Consider the following 15,433-nt stretch of genomic DNA (forward strand, 5'->3'; position numbering starts at 1 on the left):
TTTAACTTAGTAGACATGGCATTGTGAAATCCACACGCCACGTTTTACTTCTTATGATCAGGATTATTTCTGACAGTTTAATAGGGGGTAGGATTTTGATGACGAAAAATGATGTTTATCAAGCGCGTTCTTCCTTTGAAATCAATGGAAAACGCTACAACTACTACAGTTTGGATGCTTTACAAAAAGCAGGGGCAGGAAACGTTTCCCGCCTGCCATACTCCATTAAAGTATTGCTTGAGGCTGTGCTCCGCCAGGTCGACGGACGAGTGATCACAAAGGAGCACGTTGAAAACCTTGCTAAATGGGGTACTAACGAACAAAAGGACATTGATGTACCTTTCAAGCCTTCACGTGTTATCCTGCAAGACTTCACAGGCGTTCCTGCGGTTGTGGATCTAGCTTCTCTTCGAAATGCAATGGCTGCACTTGGCGGAGATGCTGACGCAATCAATCCTGAGATTCCGGTTGATCTCGTAATCGACCATTCTGTCCAGGTGGATAAAGCAGGTACGGCAGATTCTTTGGCAGTAAACATGGATCTTGAATTTGAACGCAATACAGAGCGTTACCAGTTCTTAAGCTGGGCGCAAAAATCGTTTAATAACTACCGTGCGGTTCCGCCTGCAACCGGAATCGTCCACCAGGTAAACCTGGAATATCTTGCGAATGTTGTGCACGCGGTAGAAACACCGAACGGCGATCATGAAGTATTCCCGGATACAGTTTTCGGAACTGATTCCCATACTACAATGATCAACGGTATCGGTGTACTTGGCTGGGGTGTCGGCGGTATTGAAGCAGAAGCAGGCATGCTTGGCCAGCCTTCCTATTTCCCTGTTCCGGAAGTCATCGGCGTGAAGCTTACTGGTAAGCTCCCTAACGGAACAACTGCGACGGACCTTGCTTTAAAAGTTACTCAAGTTCTGAGAGCTAAAGGCGTTGTAGGGAAATTTGTAGAATTCTTCGGGCCGGGGGTTTCTTACCTTCCGTTAGCTGACCGCGCGACAATCGCTAACATGGCTCCAGAATACGGTGCAACTTGCGGATTCTTCCCAGTAGACTCAGAAGCGATCGCTTACATGCGTTTAACCGGGCGTGACGAAGAACAAATCCAAATCGTTGAAACTTACAGTAAAGAAAACGGTTTATTCTACACGGCAGATAAAGAAGACCCAACATATACTTCTGTTGTGGAAATCGACCTTTCCGAAATCGAACCAAATCTTTCAGGACCTAAGCGCCCGCAAGACCTGATTCCTTTATCTCAAATGCAAAAAGCATTCAAGGAAGCGATCGATGCTCCAATGGGTAACCAGGGATTCGGCTTGAAGCCTGAAGAAATCAATAAGGAAGTTACCGTGAAATTTGCTGACGGCCACGAAACAACGATGAAAACCGGTGCCATCGCGATTGCAGCAATCACTAGCTGTACAAATACTTCAAACCCTTATGTAATGCTAGGTGCCGGGCTTGTGGCAAAGAAAGCGGTTGAAAAAGGCTTGACTGTTCCTGAATACGTAAAAACATCGCTAGCTCCTGGTTCTAAGGTCGTTAGTGGGTATCTTCGCGATTCTGGGCTGCTTCCATACATGGATAAACTTGGCTTTAACCTTGTAGGTTATGGTTGTACAACATGTATCGGTAACTCCGGTCCTTTGGCAGATGAAATTGAAGCGGCTGTTGCTGAAGCAGACCTTCTTGTAACATCTGTTTTATCCGGTAACCGTAACTTTGAAGGACGTATCCATCCGTTGGTGAAAGCTAACTATCTTGCATCTCCGCCATTGGTAGTGGCTTATGCACTGGCTGGAACTGTTGATATTGACCTTCAAAAAGATCCGCTTGGCAAGGACAAAGACGGCAACGATGTATTCTTTGACGATATTTGGCCAACTCAGGAAGAAATCAATGAGGTGGTTAAACAAACCGTTACTCCTGATTTGTTCCGTAAAGAATATGACACAGTATTTAACAGCAACCAACGCTGGAATGAAATCCAAACAAGCAATGAGGCGTTATATCAGTTTGATGACCAATCAACTTATATCCAAAACCCTCCATTCTTTGAAGGATTATCACCAGACCCTGGCCAGGTTAATGCCCTGAACGGCCTGCGCGTAGTCGGCAAATTTGGCGATTCCGTAACAACTGACCATATCTCACCAGCTGGTGCAATCGGCAAGGATACTCCTGCAGGCAGATATCTGCGTGAAAATGGAGTGCAGCCGCGTGATTTCAACTCTTACGGTTCACGCCGCGGAAACCATGAAGTCATGATGCGCGGAACGTTTGCAAACATTCGTATCCGTAACCAAATCGCACCTGGTACGGAAGGAGGCTTCACCACTTACTGGCCAACTGGCGATGTCATGGCGATCTATGATGCATGCATGAAGTACAAAGCTGACGGTACCGGACTTGCCGTTCTTGCAGGTAAAGATTACGGTATGGGAAGCTCCCGTGACTGGGCTGCCAAAGGAACGAACCTTCTTGGAATCAAAACAGTCATTGCGGAAAGCTTTGAGCGTATCCACCGTTCAAATCTCGTGCTTATGGGTGTTCTGCCACTTCAATTCAAGGATGGCGAAAATGCTGAGGTACTTGGCTTGACTGGTAAGGAAGCAATCGATGTTCACATTGATGAAAACGTAAAACCGCGTGACATAGTAAAAGTTACAGCTACTGATGAAAATGGCGTCAAGAAGGAATTTGAAGTTCTTGTCCGTTTCGACAGTGAAGTTGAAATTGACTATTACCGTCACGGCGGCATCCTTCAAATGGTATTGCGCGATAAGCTTACAGTAAATGCATAATTGGTTTTGAATACAGAAGAGGCAGGCTCCCTTAGGGTTTGCCTCTTTTTGGTGTTTTTATTAAATAGATAGCTTACTGATAAGATTTTTAGGCCCTCTTGAAATGAAGGCATTGATTCCTGTAATATGTTCTTATTCCGCTATACACGCGCATATACATATATTTGAAAGCCAATTTTATACATCAGATGCAGGGTTAGGAGGACAACATGTTCAAAAAGATTATTGCAGCAGCATTGCTTATAATTTTATTAACTGTAGCTATCGTTCAAGCAATGGACCATAAAGACGAAAAAGTAAGCAATGATAACTTGGGCGGACTGAGAACCGGCGTAAAGGCCCCCGACTTTGAATTGAAGTCGCTGGATGGAAAACAAACGAAGCTTTCAGATTATAAAGGAAAAAAAATACTTTTGAATTTCTGGGCCACATGGTGCCCGCCTTGCAAGGAAGAAATGCCTGCGATGGAAGAGTTTAATAAAAAGGCTGGCAGTGATGTAGTCATACTCGCAGTTAATATAGACCCGGAAAATGACGTAAAAGCTTTTGCCGATAATATGGGTGTGACCTTCCCGATCCTGTTGGACAGCCAGCAATCAAAAAATCCCGTAAACGAATTGTACCAGGTAATGAGCATCCCGACGTCCTATTTTATTGACAGGAATGGGGTGATTGCCGATAAATTCATTGGCGGCATGACCTTAAAGCACATGGAAACCACAATGAATAGTATAAATTAAACGGCTTTCAGGCCGTTTTTTTGTTGGGATTTTTTTGATAAGGAACACTTGGAAAAAAATTTAATAGCAATGTCATAATTTTAAGTTAATTTGGAAAAGCTAATGGTAATACTATTTTGAAAAGGTGACAAGAGATGAAAAGACGAAAGCGATCATTTGAAGAATTGGTTAATGAGAACAAGCAGGAGCTGCTAAAGGACGTAAAATTAATGGAAAAGCTTGAAGAACGGCTTGAAAACAGGCATTTGAAAAAAGCGGATTAAGGCTTTCAAAAACTGGCATTCATATTTATCCACCTCTTGTAAAGATTAAGAGCAGGAGGGGATACATTATGGGAAATCCGAAAAGAGACTCAAAACACTTCGTTCCAAGCCATTTGGGCACCCAGCCCAGGGGCTTCTCCGGTAACAATGGGAAAAAGATGCAGGATACATCAGGACACCATCCGCAGGTTATTCAAACAAAAGGCGAGTAGTACCGCCTATGAATCAGCACAAAACAGTTAACATAATATAATTATGTTAACAAATGGGCGATTTCCTTCATGTTTCAAAAGATTGCGGCACAATATAAGCGCTATCTAACACAACCGAGGAGGATGATTATGGTTAAGTTTCAACCAAACCCTGATGACCGGTCCGATAATGTCGAAAAATTGCAGGATATGGTCCAAAATACCATTGAAAATATCGAGGAAGCAAATGATTCACTTGAATTTGCTACCGGAGAACAGCGCGAGCAAATCAAGGAAAAAAATCGCCGAAGAGAAGAGAGCATTGAAGCTTTCCGGAATGAAATACAGGACGAAGCAGCTGCGAGGAAAACTGGCTTCACTGAAGATAATTTATATTAATATCAGCTAATCAAATGAAGAGGGGAACATTGATTGTTCTTCCTCTTCTTTTTGTATGCCATCCGTTGATCCTAAGTGTATCACTTAAGAATGATATATAAAGGAATTGTGATAAAATAGTGATGACAAAGATTGATTGGATGATGACTGAGGGAATGAATGAAAAAAAGAACAGCCACATAAATTTTTCGATAAAAAAACAGCTTCAGGCTTTTGCGGATCAACTGGAAGTGAAAGGCTCCCTAGATGATATTAATAACGTGTTACAAGTACTCTCACTTGTAAGGGAATTGCCAGATTCAAGTGCAGATAAACCGAATCTTACCAGTGAAGTATTTAGCATCCTTGCCTCATCCAGACAGGCGACCTCTGGTGAAGATTCTTTATATGAAACATGGCTCAAGGAAGCGCTAAAAGCAAACCCGGCCAACAGCCGGGCCAATGGGCTAATGGCAGCCTCCAAATGGAATAACAACCGGACATTGCTTGACCATTTGGCCTTCCCGCTCATTCGGGAAACGGATAACCGGACTGCCAAAAAAAGAGTAGCTGAACAATATATAAGGATCAGTGAGGAAAATATCGACATCCTTGAAGAAAACCTGAAAGGGCTGAAGGATGCCCGGCTCGCATCTAAAAGCTATCTGGATGCGGACCAGACTTTGAAATATGAGAAAGCCATCGATTATGTTTCTGGAATTATAGAGGAACTATTAGCCTTATTAAAGGCATCACGGGAATATGAAGAATCAATTTCAGGGGTGTTTCACACGTCCACCCACTCGCGGGATATGCGGAATCATCTAGAACAGATTGAAAAGTTAAAACAGGAATGGAAGTCCCTTTTTAACGAAAGGGATGGGGAAGCTTTTCGCCAAAAGGATAGTCCGCTTGCTGAACTCCATGCAATGGTCGGAATGGAGGAAGTAAAAAGACGTATCGATGATTTTTACCGTTTTCTGCAATACCAGAACAAACGGAAGGAATTTGGGTTGCATTCGAAAGATGAACAAAGCCTCAATATGGTGCTTACGGGGAACCCGGGAACCGGAAAAACAACGCTCGCACGGCTACTTGCCAAGATTTACCACAAACTCGGTGTACTGCCCAGGCAGGAAGTGCTGGAGGTTGACCGTTCCCAGCTTGTCGGCGCGTACATTGGCCAGACCGAAGAAAATGTTCGAAACATAGTCGAGCGTGCTTTAGGCGGCGTATTGTTCATCGATGAAGCGTATAGCCTGAAGCGGGAAGGGCAAACAGGCAATGATTACGGACAAACAGCAATCGATACGCTGGTTTCATTAATGACGAACCAAAAGTACGCCGGAAAGTTTGCCGTGATCTTAGCCGGATATCCGGAAGAAATGCGGCAGTTTTTGGATGCAAATCCCGGCCTCCGCAGCAGATTCCCGAATGCCAACCATATTTTCCTGGACGACTATTCGACTGATGAACTTTTGGCGATTGCGGAGCAAACTGCAGCTGAAAATGATTATATCCTGTCGGGCGTGGCAAAAAAGGCCCTGGAAGCCCGGATTGAAAAGGAAAAGGTTGATGATACATTCGGCAATGCGCGGACTGTCCGCTCGCTTGTCTTGGACGCGATTTTTAAAAAAGGCGCCAAAGAACATGCCGAGGACGAAAACATTCTTCATTTTACGCTGTTAAATAAGGAAGATTTTCAAATAAATGAAATCCCTCCAGAAGTTCCTCCAGGGGAAAAATTACAAAAGCTAATCGGCCTCAAGGATGTGAAGGATGAAGTCGAGGCTTTCGTTTCCTTTGTGAAAATGCAGCAAATTCGCCGGGACAAGGGGCTGCCTGTGATTCCGGTGCAGCTTCACTCCGTATTTACCGGAAATCCGGGAACCGGTAAAACAACGGTTGCAAAGATTTACTCGGCAATGTTAAAAGAGACCGGACTGTTAAAGCGGGGACACTTTATTGTTGTAAGCCGGGCAGACCTGGTCGCAGGGTATGTAGGACAAACTGCAATCAAAACGAAGAAAAAAGTCCGGGAAGCGCTTGGAGGTTTGCTTTTTATAGATGAAGCCTATTCGTTATCCAGCCAATCCGCCGGGGATTTCGGAAAAGAAGCAGTTGATACCCTTGTTGACGAAATGACTAAGCATAATGAAAATTTAGTTGTCGTATTGGCCGGTTATACGCATGAAATCAATATACTTTTAGAAAGCAATCCCGGGCTCCGTTCAAGGTTTAAGAAATTCATTCATTTTCCGGATTATACAAGTGATGAAATCCTGGAAATCATGCAGACTTATGCGTCCAAGTATCATTATGTCATTGCTCCAGAAGCGATTTTTTATATGGAAGAGTATCTTGAAGGCAATAAAATCCGAGGGAATGGCCGGTACGCAACAAATCTCGTGGACGAAGCAATCCAGGTACAGGCCATGAGATTGATGGCGCAAAATGGCCCTGAGTATATTACAAATGACATAAATTCTATCTCGCAAGAAGACATAAAAAGAGCGGCAGAGAAACTGGAAAGAGGGGAAATGTAGTGCATATCGCAGAGAAAAAGATAGAAGTCCGTTATGCGGAAACAGACCAGATGGGTGTAGTCTATCACGCTAATTACATTATTTGGATGGAGCTTGGTAGAACCCAGCTTATCAAGGACCTTGGTTTTAATTATGCTGAAATGGAAGCGGATGGAATCATTTCACCTGTTTTGGACATCCAGGCTACCTATAAAAAGCCGGTCCGGTATGGAGAAACAGTAACCGTTAAAACGTGGATCGAGAGTTATGATGGATTGAGGGTCACGTACGGGTACGAAATTGTTGCTGATACAGGGGATTTATCCGTTACCGGAACATCCGTACACGTGTGCGTTAAAAAAGACAGCTTCCGGCCAATCTCGATAAAAAGGCTTTATCCTGAATGGCATGAAGCATATGAAAAAAATAAAAAACAGGGATAAATGAATCGGGCGAACATAACGCCCTTTTTTTCTGGAAAGAGGGGTAATCTGTGGCTTTTGGCATAAATAGAAAACAGCTCCAGGAGTGGAAAAATAAAATCGATAAAGGGGAAATTGCCTTTCTTACCCATTATTGGCTTGATGACCGTTTTCCCGGCTGCAAGACCGTTACGAAGGTAGGCTGCCGGGACCTGGAAAGGCTGGCTGACTGGGGAAGGAAGTATGGGTTGAAGAAAGAATGGATCGACCATCGTAAAGATGGTTATTCCCACTTTGACCTCCTGGGCGAAAAACAGAAAGAGATTCTTTCTCGCGAAGGCATTCACGATAAATTAGTGGAGTAGCAGAAATAAAAAATTGTAATCCAACAAAGAAAAGTTAAGCTATATCTTAATGAGATATAGCTGATTTGAAACATTTCCTTATTACCTTGTAATCCGATGTAGCGGGGAAGCCGGGGTGTCTCGAAAATAGAATAAAGGTGACGTAAAAAAGGCTGAACTATATCAGCCTTTTTTTTATTTTTCATAGTGATATTCAGGTTCCTCGAATTTTTCGTTTAGTGTCACCGAAAGGTCGTTTCCATCAAAATACCACACATCGTTTTCTTCGATAAAATACATAATGCCGTTCTTTTCCGTGCTTATTGCCGGGTTGATCGGCTTATCCGAAGTGACGCCAAGAGAAAAACCGCTTTGCACTGTACTGCAACCCCCGTATCGGGCGAAAAACCGTACAGTGTCCCCATTCTTCAAGTTCATTTCGTTTACATACCAGGCTGCTGCTTCATCTGAAATTGTTAAATTCACTTGAGTCTCCTTCTTTCATAAGAGATATTCCTATTATAAAGCAATCAAGAAAAAGAAGCGAATGAATCGGATTTCAGCGGCCATAACTTGAAGAATAAAATGCATATATTATTTCGAAATAATAAGTCCCTTGCAGCTCTGTTCATTTTAGAGAACAAACATCTTACTTTAGACCGGAAAGAAGGAAAAACAGACCGGATGTGGAATAGAAGCAATAGGGTAGTGACAGCTACCATTAAATAAGATATAGAATGGGAATAACTATATAATACTGATATGTAGAGGGGAGAGGCGGATGCGAAAAACAGAACTTCTTAAAGGGACGACAGAATTGATCTTACTTTCCCTTTTGAAGGGAAAAGATATGTATGGATACGAACTGGCGGAATTATTGAAAGAAATAAGCGATGATTATCTCCAGTTGAAAGAAGGGACGTTATATCCGGCTTTGAAGAAGCTCGAAGAAAAAGGACTGCTCAAAAGCTATTGGAAGGATTCATTCGAAGGGCCGAGGAGGAAATATTACTACATTACAAAGACTGGCTACAAAGAATTTGATGCTTATGTAGCCCGGTGGGAAGAATTCCAGCAGAAAATAAAAAAGATTATACAATATGAAGGGTAAAATTGTTTTTTTATGGATGCTATATATGAATCCTATATAGCTGGAGATTAGGAGCCTTTCAATCAATTTCGGATAAATAAAAGCTGCCTTCTCTTTTATCAAAGGCAGCTTTTCGTTTACTTTTCTTCTTCCTTTTTTTGAATTTCAGCCATTTTGGCCAGCAGAATATGCTGGGGCATATGCATGATTTGTTCGAGTGGGATATTTAATGATTTTGATAGCTTTACTGCGGTTTCTGCAGAAATTTGTAGCGGTCGCATTTATTATCACCTGGCCATTCATTAGTTTTTCTGCTTACATTATACCATAGTCGGCACCGGTATTTTGTTCAGAGTCCCAGCTAAATGAAACCGGCCAGATCAGAACCTAGATTTAAGCTACAATACAAGATAGCAGATGGAATTGCATTCTCGGCAATGTCCGTTAATGTGCGACAGTGTTCCCATAACGTAATAATGTAAAGATGAACTAAAGCGATTTCATTTGAGTTTGCGATCGAAAAGACAAAATCAAGAGTAAATAAAGTACTGAAATAAGATTGATAGGTAGTGAGGATTTCTCCAGTTTGCTATTAGTAATTTTAAACATCATGAACATCCCCTTCTGCCATGTATCCTATTTAGTGCTTCAGTTCTATCGTGATTTGACAAAACAATATGCCAAACTGGAAAAAGCCGGGCGTGGACTGCGTCGGCTTTTTATAAGGATAATCTATAGATGTTAAGTGTTTCACTTAGTACGCAATTGTGTCTTACCTAAAGGGGAGTGTAATATGAAAAATCGTCCCTTTATCCAGTTTGCTTTTAACTTTTATTTCCCCTTTTAATAATACAACAAGGTGTTTGACGATCGACAATCCAAGGCCAGTGATGCCCATTCGGTTTGACCGGGATTTATCAACCTTATAAAACCGTTCAAATATTTAGGGAAGATCGTCTTCCGGAATGCCGATTCCTGCATCTTCAATGACGAGGTGCACCTTCTTGTTATCAGCTCATGCTTCTAATTTTATCGTTCCGTGTTTTCTGTTATAGTGAATCGCATTTTCCGCTAAATTCATGATGTTATCAAATTGGTTATCGGGCTTTCCATGTGTAAAAGAGATGTCATGAATAGTGTTGATTTAATCAAAAATCACCCATTAATGCCGGAAAATATTGCTGTTCTTGGTATGGTTATCGATCCAGAAACAGGAAAATTAGATTTTGTTCTAGATGGATATAACTGTGCAGAACGTAATAGCTCTCAAATTTGAGTATGTAAGGGAGGGAATATAAATTGAATATTACTCGCAGTTTTGATGGATACAGCCTTAGCCATTTCAAAAGGACCTCGTTGCTGGTTTAGTAGTTGGAATTGTGGCAATTCCTTTAGCGATGGCTTTTGCGATTGCTTCGGGAGTAAGACCGGAATATGGACTTTACACATCGATTATTGCTGGGAGTTGTGCTTCAGTTTGGATATGAAAAATTATTGATTGCCGGTTTTATGGCGGGAATCATCATTTTTCTTTTGGGTGTTTTGAAGCTAGGCAGGTTTATCAAGTTTATATCTCGTCCTGTTACTATCGGTTTTACTGCCGGGATTGCGGTCATTATTTTTTCAGGGCAGATCGCAAACTTTTTAGGGCTGCGGAACCTGGAGAAAGAAGAAGCCTTCTTTTTAAATATGAAAGAAATTTTTTCGAATGTAAATACATTGAATATTAGCAGTGTAATAGTTGCTTCCATTAGTATGGCAATTGTAATATCGGCACCTAAATTTTTACCAAAAATTCCTGGTGCTCTTCTTGCTTTGATTGTATCCACATTGGTTGCTGCGTTATTTTTCCCTTCCCAGGTCGCAACCATTGGATCGACCTACGGGGCGATTCCAAATGGACTGCCAAGCTTTCAGTTTCCAGAGATCACAGCAAGCCTGGTAATTGAACTGCTCCCCGCAGCTTTGGTTATCGCTATGCTTGGAGGAATTGAATCTTTATTATCGGCATTAGTGGCAGACAATATGGCAGGCACTAAACATAATAGTAATAAAGAGCTGATGGCCCAAGGGGTAGCTAATATGGTCACTCCACTATTTGGAGGGATACCGGCTACGGGTGCAATCGCACGTACCGCAACAAATATTAAAAATAATGCCGGTTCCCCGTTGTCCGGTGTCATACATGGGATTGTCGTATTATTAATATTGCTGGTGTTTGCCCCATATGCTTCCGCTATTCCATTAGCCAGCATGGCGCCTATTCTTATGTTTGTCGCATGGAACATGAGTGAGCGCAAGGAATTTGTACATATTGTAAAAACGAAAACAATGGATTCTCTTATATTGGTTGTAACCTTCCTGTTGACAGTTTTTATTGACCTTACTACTGGTGTTGGGGTAGGCCTTTTGTTAGCTCTGCTAGCATTTGTGAAACTGATGAGCAGTACGCTTAAGGTATCAAAGGGTCTACCGGACCCGAACGATAAACTGCTCAAGCCTGAAATCGTTGAAAAAGGAACAAAGCATCCGCAGATGACTATTTATTCGGTGGAAGGGCCTCTATTCTTTGGTTCAGCTGAACGTCTTGAAGAAGAAGTAGATGAAATTCTTCCTTCTAAGCCAAAGGTTCTCCTCTTAAGAATGGGGAGAGTTTCTATAATGGATACATCGGGAGAAGCGCTGCTTACTAAAATAGTAACCCAATTCAAGCAACAAGTGCGGCTGGTAATGATTTCCGGGCTGCAAAAACAGCCCAAAGAATTATTTAAAAAGACTGGTTTATTTGATTTGATAGGTGAAGGCAATTTCTATTCCAGAACAAGTTACGCGATTAATCAAGCCTTAACAAAATTGGAACTTGATACTAAGCAAACTGCAGATGTTGTACGTACCAAGAGGAGTAGAAATCAAGAGTTGGGAATGACTTAATATAAGCAGAAATATGCAGCGTTTGGCCAATTATGGAAAAGGCTGTTTCCTTTGTAAATGACTTTTAATGTAAAAAGAACTGGAATCTTTATTGGTCGTTGAGCTTTTATCCCGGGGCGATTGTTAACAATTTAACATGGTTATTAACAGATTGGTTTTGTAGGGAACATGTTTAGCAGATGGAGGAAAGGGATAATAACCATATAAAAAGATAAATGTAAAGGAGTTCGATAGCAATGAGAAATCATCCTTATTCAAATCGCTCCGAGATGGGCAAAGCATCCACAAAGGCAAGGAATTCAAGCTTCAAGCCTGAAAATTATCAAAAATTAGAAAAGGATGGCGAGACGGTCATAAAAACAGATCAGGAATTGCATGAAATGTATCTTTCAGGGGCTAAAGATAACTATTGAATATGGCCTGAATCCATTCGACTGTAGTTTTTGTCAAAAGTTTTGAGAAAAAAGGGCGATTTTTTGTTCCCCTTTTTTACATACCAATAGGATAATTCTCGTCACTCTTTAAAGGCGGTTTAATTGCAATAGGGCAAAGGGAATGATATTTTTATATCGTTTTAAACGTTACAAAAGGGAGGGAATTCAAATGGTAAAACTAACTGCCGTCGCTTATGACAAAGTCCGCTCCATTATGGAAAATGAACAGCATCCAGGTGATAAATTATACCTGCGCGCATCGATGGGAATTGGCTGAGGCGGGCCGCAACTAAAGCTTTCTCTGGAAGAGAAGCCGCTAAATGAAGATACGGTCCACAGTTTCGAGGAGATCGAGATTCTTATCCACAAACGGGATGAACCATATTTTCAGGATACAAAAATTGATGTAGATGAAGACATTTTTGGGAAAAAGAAATTTGTCTTGTTAAAGGTATAAAAAACGCGGAAGAGTCCCGTTAAGGGGCTTTCCGCGTTTTTTACAGCCATTTAATTTTTGGTTCAGTCTTATCGATGATCCGTTTAATATTCGCCCTATGCCTATAAAAAATAAAGACGGCAAGTACTGTTAGTACAATTAGCAAAGGAATATCCGTTATATCTGTAATCAGGGTATACACTAAAGCGATAACCGCAACGATCATAGAAGATAAAGACACGTATTTTGTCAGGTATAAGGATAGGAAGAAAGCCAATACCAGCAGCAAGAACAACAGGGGTTCATATGCCAGTAAAATCCCGCCGGATGTCGCAACAGCCTTTCCGCCTCTAAAGCCTGCAAAGATTGGGTACATATGGCCGATTACAGCCACTACGCCGGCTATGAGCAGATGGATGTCGGCATCAAGGATATCAGGAAGTTTTGTTGCCAGAGTCCCTTTCAAGATATCCATGATGGTAACTATTAACCCGGCCTTCACACCAAGTGTACGAAAGGTATTGGTGCCGCCCAGGTTTTTGCTGCCATGCTCGCGGATATCTGTTTTATAAAAAACCTTTCCAATAATCAAGCCCGATGGAATCGAACCAATAAGATAAGCCAAAAGAATCGTAATAATAATAATACTCATAAAATTGCCCTTTCTTAACTAAATAGATATAGCAAACCTTTTTTTTAAGTTCCGAGTTTATTTTATCATGTTAACGAGAAAAAACCATTGCATAGCAGCAAAATTTTCGCTTTTACAGCTGTTTCTATTTCATTCTATCAAACTTTCGAAAAAGTACCCTAGCATCGTAAGAGCTTTTGCCAACAAAAAATCCCTTGTGATTAAGGATGGTGATAAAAATGACAGTGAGGGAGTCGAAACCATGAAAACCTTATTAGCGGGAATCCAGTGGACAGCTTTTATGATTGCATCTTCGATTGTTGCGCCCATAGCCGTAGCGTCTTTGTTTGGATTATCGGGCGGGGATGCGGCCGATTTTGTGCAGCGGACCATGTTTGTTCTAGGATTGGCGGGCTTGCTGCAAATCCTGGCAGGCCATAGGCTTCCTGTCAATGAAGGGCCTGCAGGCTTATGGTGGGGCGTGTTTGCACTGTATGCCGGATTAAGCACAACGCTGTTTGATTCGGCAGCCGAAACGCTTAAAGCACTTCAAGGAGCGTTGATTGTAAGCGGTGTCATTTTTGTGCTTTTGAGTGCTGCCGGTTTGATTGAGAAGATCAGCAGGTTATTTTCCCCTGTAGTTACAGGAGCCTATCTGCTGCTGCTTGTATTGCAGTTAAGCAAGTCTTTTTTGATTGGAATGCTTGGCATTGGCTATACGGGCAGTACTGTAGATTTAAAAATAGCGGGATTAAGTGTTGCAGCTGTTTTGTGCACCTTTTATTTCACACGGCACCGGCATCCCTTCATCCGCCAATTTGGTGTATTGATCTCGATTGCTGCAGGGTGGATTTTGTTCGCTGTTTTTGGTGAAGCGAAACCGGTGGCAATAGAGTACGGGACTATCATTTCACTGCCAAAGCTGTTTGCATACGGCGCGCCAATATTCGATGCCGGGATGACTATGACTGCGGTTTTTGTCACGATGCTGCTGTTAACAAATATGATCGCGAGCATCCGTGTAGTAGAATCTGTCATCAATCAACAGAAAAAGGAAGTAAAAGCGAATTTGAAGGCCGGCGGATTCGTGACCGGGATCAATCAAGTGATTGGCGGCGCATTCGGGGCAATCGGTCCTGTTCCGATTTCGGGAGCGGCAGGATTTATTTCGGCAACAGGGATTTCAGCACGGATTCCGTTCATTGTTGGTTCGCTGCTGGTTATCATTTCAAGTTGTTTCCCTCCCGTTATGGGCTTTTTTGCTTCCATACCGGTGCCTGTAGGCTACGCTGTAATGTTTGCCGTTTTCACGACTATGATCGGCATAGCCTTCTCAGAGATTGAAAGAGAAGCAGATACGGCCAGAATACGGACTGTCCTGGGTGTGTCGCTCATTAGCGGTGTCGGGTTGATGTTTGTACCGCCCGAGTCCTTCGACGGGCAACCGCCCATCATCGTCTCTCTGTTTAACAACGGGCTGATTTTTGGATCAATCGTTGCGATTATAGCAGACCGGTATACGCGCCACCGGTCTGCTAAAAAAGAAAAGGCTTCGGAGGAGGACATGGCTGTATGAATTGATTTTTAGGGATTTTATTTGTAGAGTAAGGGTATGTATAGAATATAAGAAACATAGCATATTGGCTGTACCTTAAGGCAAAAGCTTCCTGGAAAACCAAAAGTACGATAAAAGGAGATGTCAGAATGGCTATTGTGAACCCAAGCCGTGATGAAATCGGGGCTATCTTGAAGAAAGCGAAACGCATTGCTGTTGTCGGGCTTTCCGACAATCCGGAGCGCACATCTTATATGGTTTCTAAGGCGATGCAGGTTAATGGATATGAAATCATACCGGTCAACCCGGCTGTCAATGAAGTCCTGGGAGTAAAGGCGGTACCATCCCTGAAAGACATAGAAGGGCATGTCGATATCGTAAATGTTTTTAGAAGGTCCGAGCACCTGCTTGAGGTAGCAAAGGAGTTTGCGCAAATCGATGCGGACATTTTTTGGGCACAGCTGGGACTTGAAAATGAAGAAGCATACAACTTCCTGAAGGAAAAGGGATACACCGTGATCATGGACCGCTGCATTAAAGTGGAACATGCCCTAACAAGGTAATATAGACAGATAAGGAGCGTTCGGGCTCCTTTTTTTAATGGGCTGAAAAAGAGGAGTCAACACATTTTATTTCCTATGTTTTTTAAATCGATATTTGCCAAATGAAAAAATATC

General features: G+C 42.2%; 18 protein-coding genes and 1 pseudogene. 15 read left to right on the top strand and 4 right to left on the bottom strand.

What is annotated here, in order from left to right; genetic code table 11:
- Positions 1–98 precede the first annotated feature (98 nt).
- The 8 genes from acnA (at position 99) to D0466_RS21255 (ending at position 7,700) form a co-directional block, all read left to right on the top strand.
- Positions 99–2,816: an aconitate hydratase AcnA gene (gene acnA / locus D0466_RS21220; protein ID WP_117324495.1), complete on the top strand. Its 2,718-nt coding sequence runs from the start codon at positions 99–101 to the stop codon at positions 2,814–2,816.
- Between the two features lie 209 nt (positions 2,817–3,025).
- On the top strand, positions 3,026–3,556 hold the full coding sequence (locus tag D0466_RS21225; protein WP_117324496.1) for a peroxiredoxin family protein: 531 nt from the start codon (positions 3,026–3,028) through the stop codon (positions 3,554–3,556).
- A gap of 134 nt (positions 3,557–3,690) precedes the next feature.
- Positions 3,691–3,819 (top strand): FbpB family small basic protein, encoded by a 129-nt coding sequence (locus D0466_RS21230; RefSeq protein WP_117324497.1) that lies wholly within the window; start codon positions 3,691–3,693, stop codon positions 3,817–3,819.
- A 68-nt stretch (positions 3,820–3,887) separates the two neighbouring features.
- Complete coding sequence (locus tag D0466_RS21235) at positions 3,888–4,031, top strand: acid-soluble spore protein N (RefSeq protein ID WP_117324498.1); 144 nt, start codon at positions 3,888–3,890, stop codon at positions 4,029–4,031.
- Positions 4,032–4,154: 123 nt separating this feature from the next.
- Positions 4,155–4,409: a small acid-soluble spore protein Tlp gene (tlp, locus tag D0466_RS21240; protein WP_117324499.1), complete on the top strand. Its 255-nt coding sequence runs from the start codon at positions 4,155–4,157 to the stop codon at positions 4,407–4,409.
- A 122-nt stretch (positions 4,410–4,531) separates the two neighbouring features.
- On the top strand, positions 4,532–6,934 hold the full coding sequence (locus D0466_RS21245) for an AAA family ATPase (RefSeq protein ID WP_233522778.1): 2,403 nt from the start codon (positions 4,532–4,534) through the stop codon (positions 6,932–6,934).
- The gene (locus tag D0466_RS21250) at positions 6,934–7,356 is read left to right on the top strand and encodes an acyl-CoA thioesterase (RefSeq protein WP_117324500.1); all 423 of its coding nucleotides are present in this window, start codon (positions 6,934–6,936) and stop codon (positions 7,354–7,356) included. Before D0466_RS21245 ends, D0466_RS21250 begins: the two co-directional genes overlap by 1 nt.
- Before the next feature lie 50 nt (positions 7,357–7,406).
- Positions 7,407–7,700: a hypothetical protein gene (locus tag D0466_RS21255; RefSeq protein WP_117324501.1), complete on the top strand. Its 294-nt coding sequence runs from the start codon at positions 7,407–7,409 to the stop codon at positions 7,698–7,700.
- A gap of 174 nt (positions 7,701–7,874) precedes the next feature.
- Here the strand turns inward: D0466_RS21255 and D0466_RS21260 are convergent, their stop codons facing one another.
- Positions 7,875–8,165 carry a HesB/YadR/YfhF family protein gene (locus tag D0466_RS21260; RefSeq protein WP_117324502.1) on the bottom strand — a complete coding sequence of 97 codons (291 nt, stop codon included), beginning with the start codon at positions 8,163–8,165 and terminating at the stop codon, positions 7,875–7,877.
- An 87-nt stretch (positions 8,166–8,252) separates the two neighbouring features.
- On the opposite strand from D0466_RS21260, the gene D0466_RS22440 reads away from it, so the two are divergent.
- Positions 8,253–8,408, top strand: a complete 156-nt coding sequence (locus D0466_RS22440) for a hypothetical protein (protein ID WP_158555995.1) — start codon at positions 8,253–8,255, stop codon at positions 8,406–8,408.
- Positions 8,409–8,460: 52 nt separating this feature from the next.
- Positions 8,461–8,790, top strand: coding sequence for a PadR family transcriptional regulator (locus D0466_RS21265; protein ID WP_199484610.1), 330 nt, complete (start codon positions 8,461–8,463; stop codon positions 8,788–8,790).
- A 116-nt stretch (positions 8,791–8,906) separates the two neighbouring features.
- On the opposite strand, the gene D0466_RS21270 is transcribed toward D0466_RS21265, so the two are convergent.
- Both D0466_RS21270 and D0466_RS23210 read right to left on the bottom strand, forming a co-directional pair.
- Complete coding sequence (locus D0466_RS21270; protein WP_117324503.1) at positions 8,907–9,050, bottom strand: YycC family protein; 144 nt, start codon at positions 9,048–9,050, stop codon at positions 8,907–8,909.
- A gap of 491 nt (positions 9,051–9,541) precedes the next feature.
- A complete protein-coding gene (locus tag D0466_RS23210; RefSeq protein ID WP_267897410.1) occupies positions 9,542–9,712 on the bottom strand; it encodes an ATP-binding protein in 171 nt (56 codons plus the stop codon).
- Between the two features lie 186 nt (positions 9,713–9,898).
- On the opposite strand from D0466_RS23210, the gene D0466_RS22445 reads away from it, so the two are divergent.
- The 3 genes and pseudogenes from D0466_RS22445 (at position 9,899) to D0466_RS22450 (ending at position 12,113) form a co-directional block, all read left to right on the top strand.
- Entirely contained in the window at positions 9,899–10,045 is a 147-nt protein-coding gene (locus D0466_RS22445; protein ID WP_158555996.1) for a carbonic anhydrase, read from the top strand.
- 23 nt (positions 10,046–10,068) lie between these two features.
- Positions 10,069–11,700 (top strand): annotated as a pseudogene (locus D0466_RS21280) (SulP family inorganic anion transporter).
- A 236-nt stretch (positions 11,701–11,936) separates the two neighbouring features.
- Positions 11,937–12,113: a hypothetical protein gene (locus tag D0466_RS22450; protein ID WP_158555997.1), complete on the top strand. Its 177-nt coding sequence runs from the start codon at positions 11,937–11,939 to the stop codon at positions 12,111–12,113.
- Positions 12,114–12,631: 518 nt separating this feature from the next.
- Here D0466_RS22450 and plsY read toward each other — a convergent pair.
- Positions 12,632–13,222 carry a glycerol-3-phosphate 1-O-acyltransferase PlsY gene (gene plsY, locus D0466_RS21285; protein WP_117324505.1) on the bottom strand — a complete coding sequence of 197 codons (591 nt, stop codon included), beginning with the start codon at positions 13,220–13,222 and terminating at the stop codon, positions 12,632–12,634.
- 241 nt (positions 13,223–13,463) lie between these two features.
- Between plsY and D0466_RS21290 the strand changes: the two genes are divergently transcribed.
- Both D0466_RS21290 and D0466_RS21295 read left to right on the top strand, forming a co-directional pair.
- Positions 13,464–14,777 carry a purine/pyrimidine permease gene (locus D0466_RS21290; protein WP_117324539.1) on the top strand — a complete coding sequence of 438 codons (1,314 nt, stop codon included), beginning with the start codon at positions 13,464–13,466 and terminating at the stop codon, positions 14,775–14,777.
- Between the two features lie 128 nt (positions 14,778–14,905).
- Positions 14,906–15,319 carry a CoA-binding protein gene (locus D0466_RS21295; RefSeq protein WP_117324506.1) on the top strand — a complete coding sequence of 138 codons (414 nt, stop codon included), beginning with the start codon at positions 14,906–14,908 and terminating at the stop codon, positions 15,317–15,319.
- The last annotated feature ends 114 nt before the right edge of the window (positions 15,320–15,433 follow it).

This window comes from Peribacillus glennii, from assembly GCF_003429105.1.
GTDB classification, from domain to species: Bacteria; Bacillota; Bacilli; order Bacillales; family DSM-1321; genus Peribacillus; species Peribacillus glennii.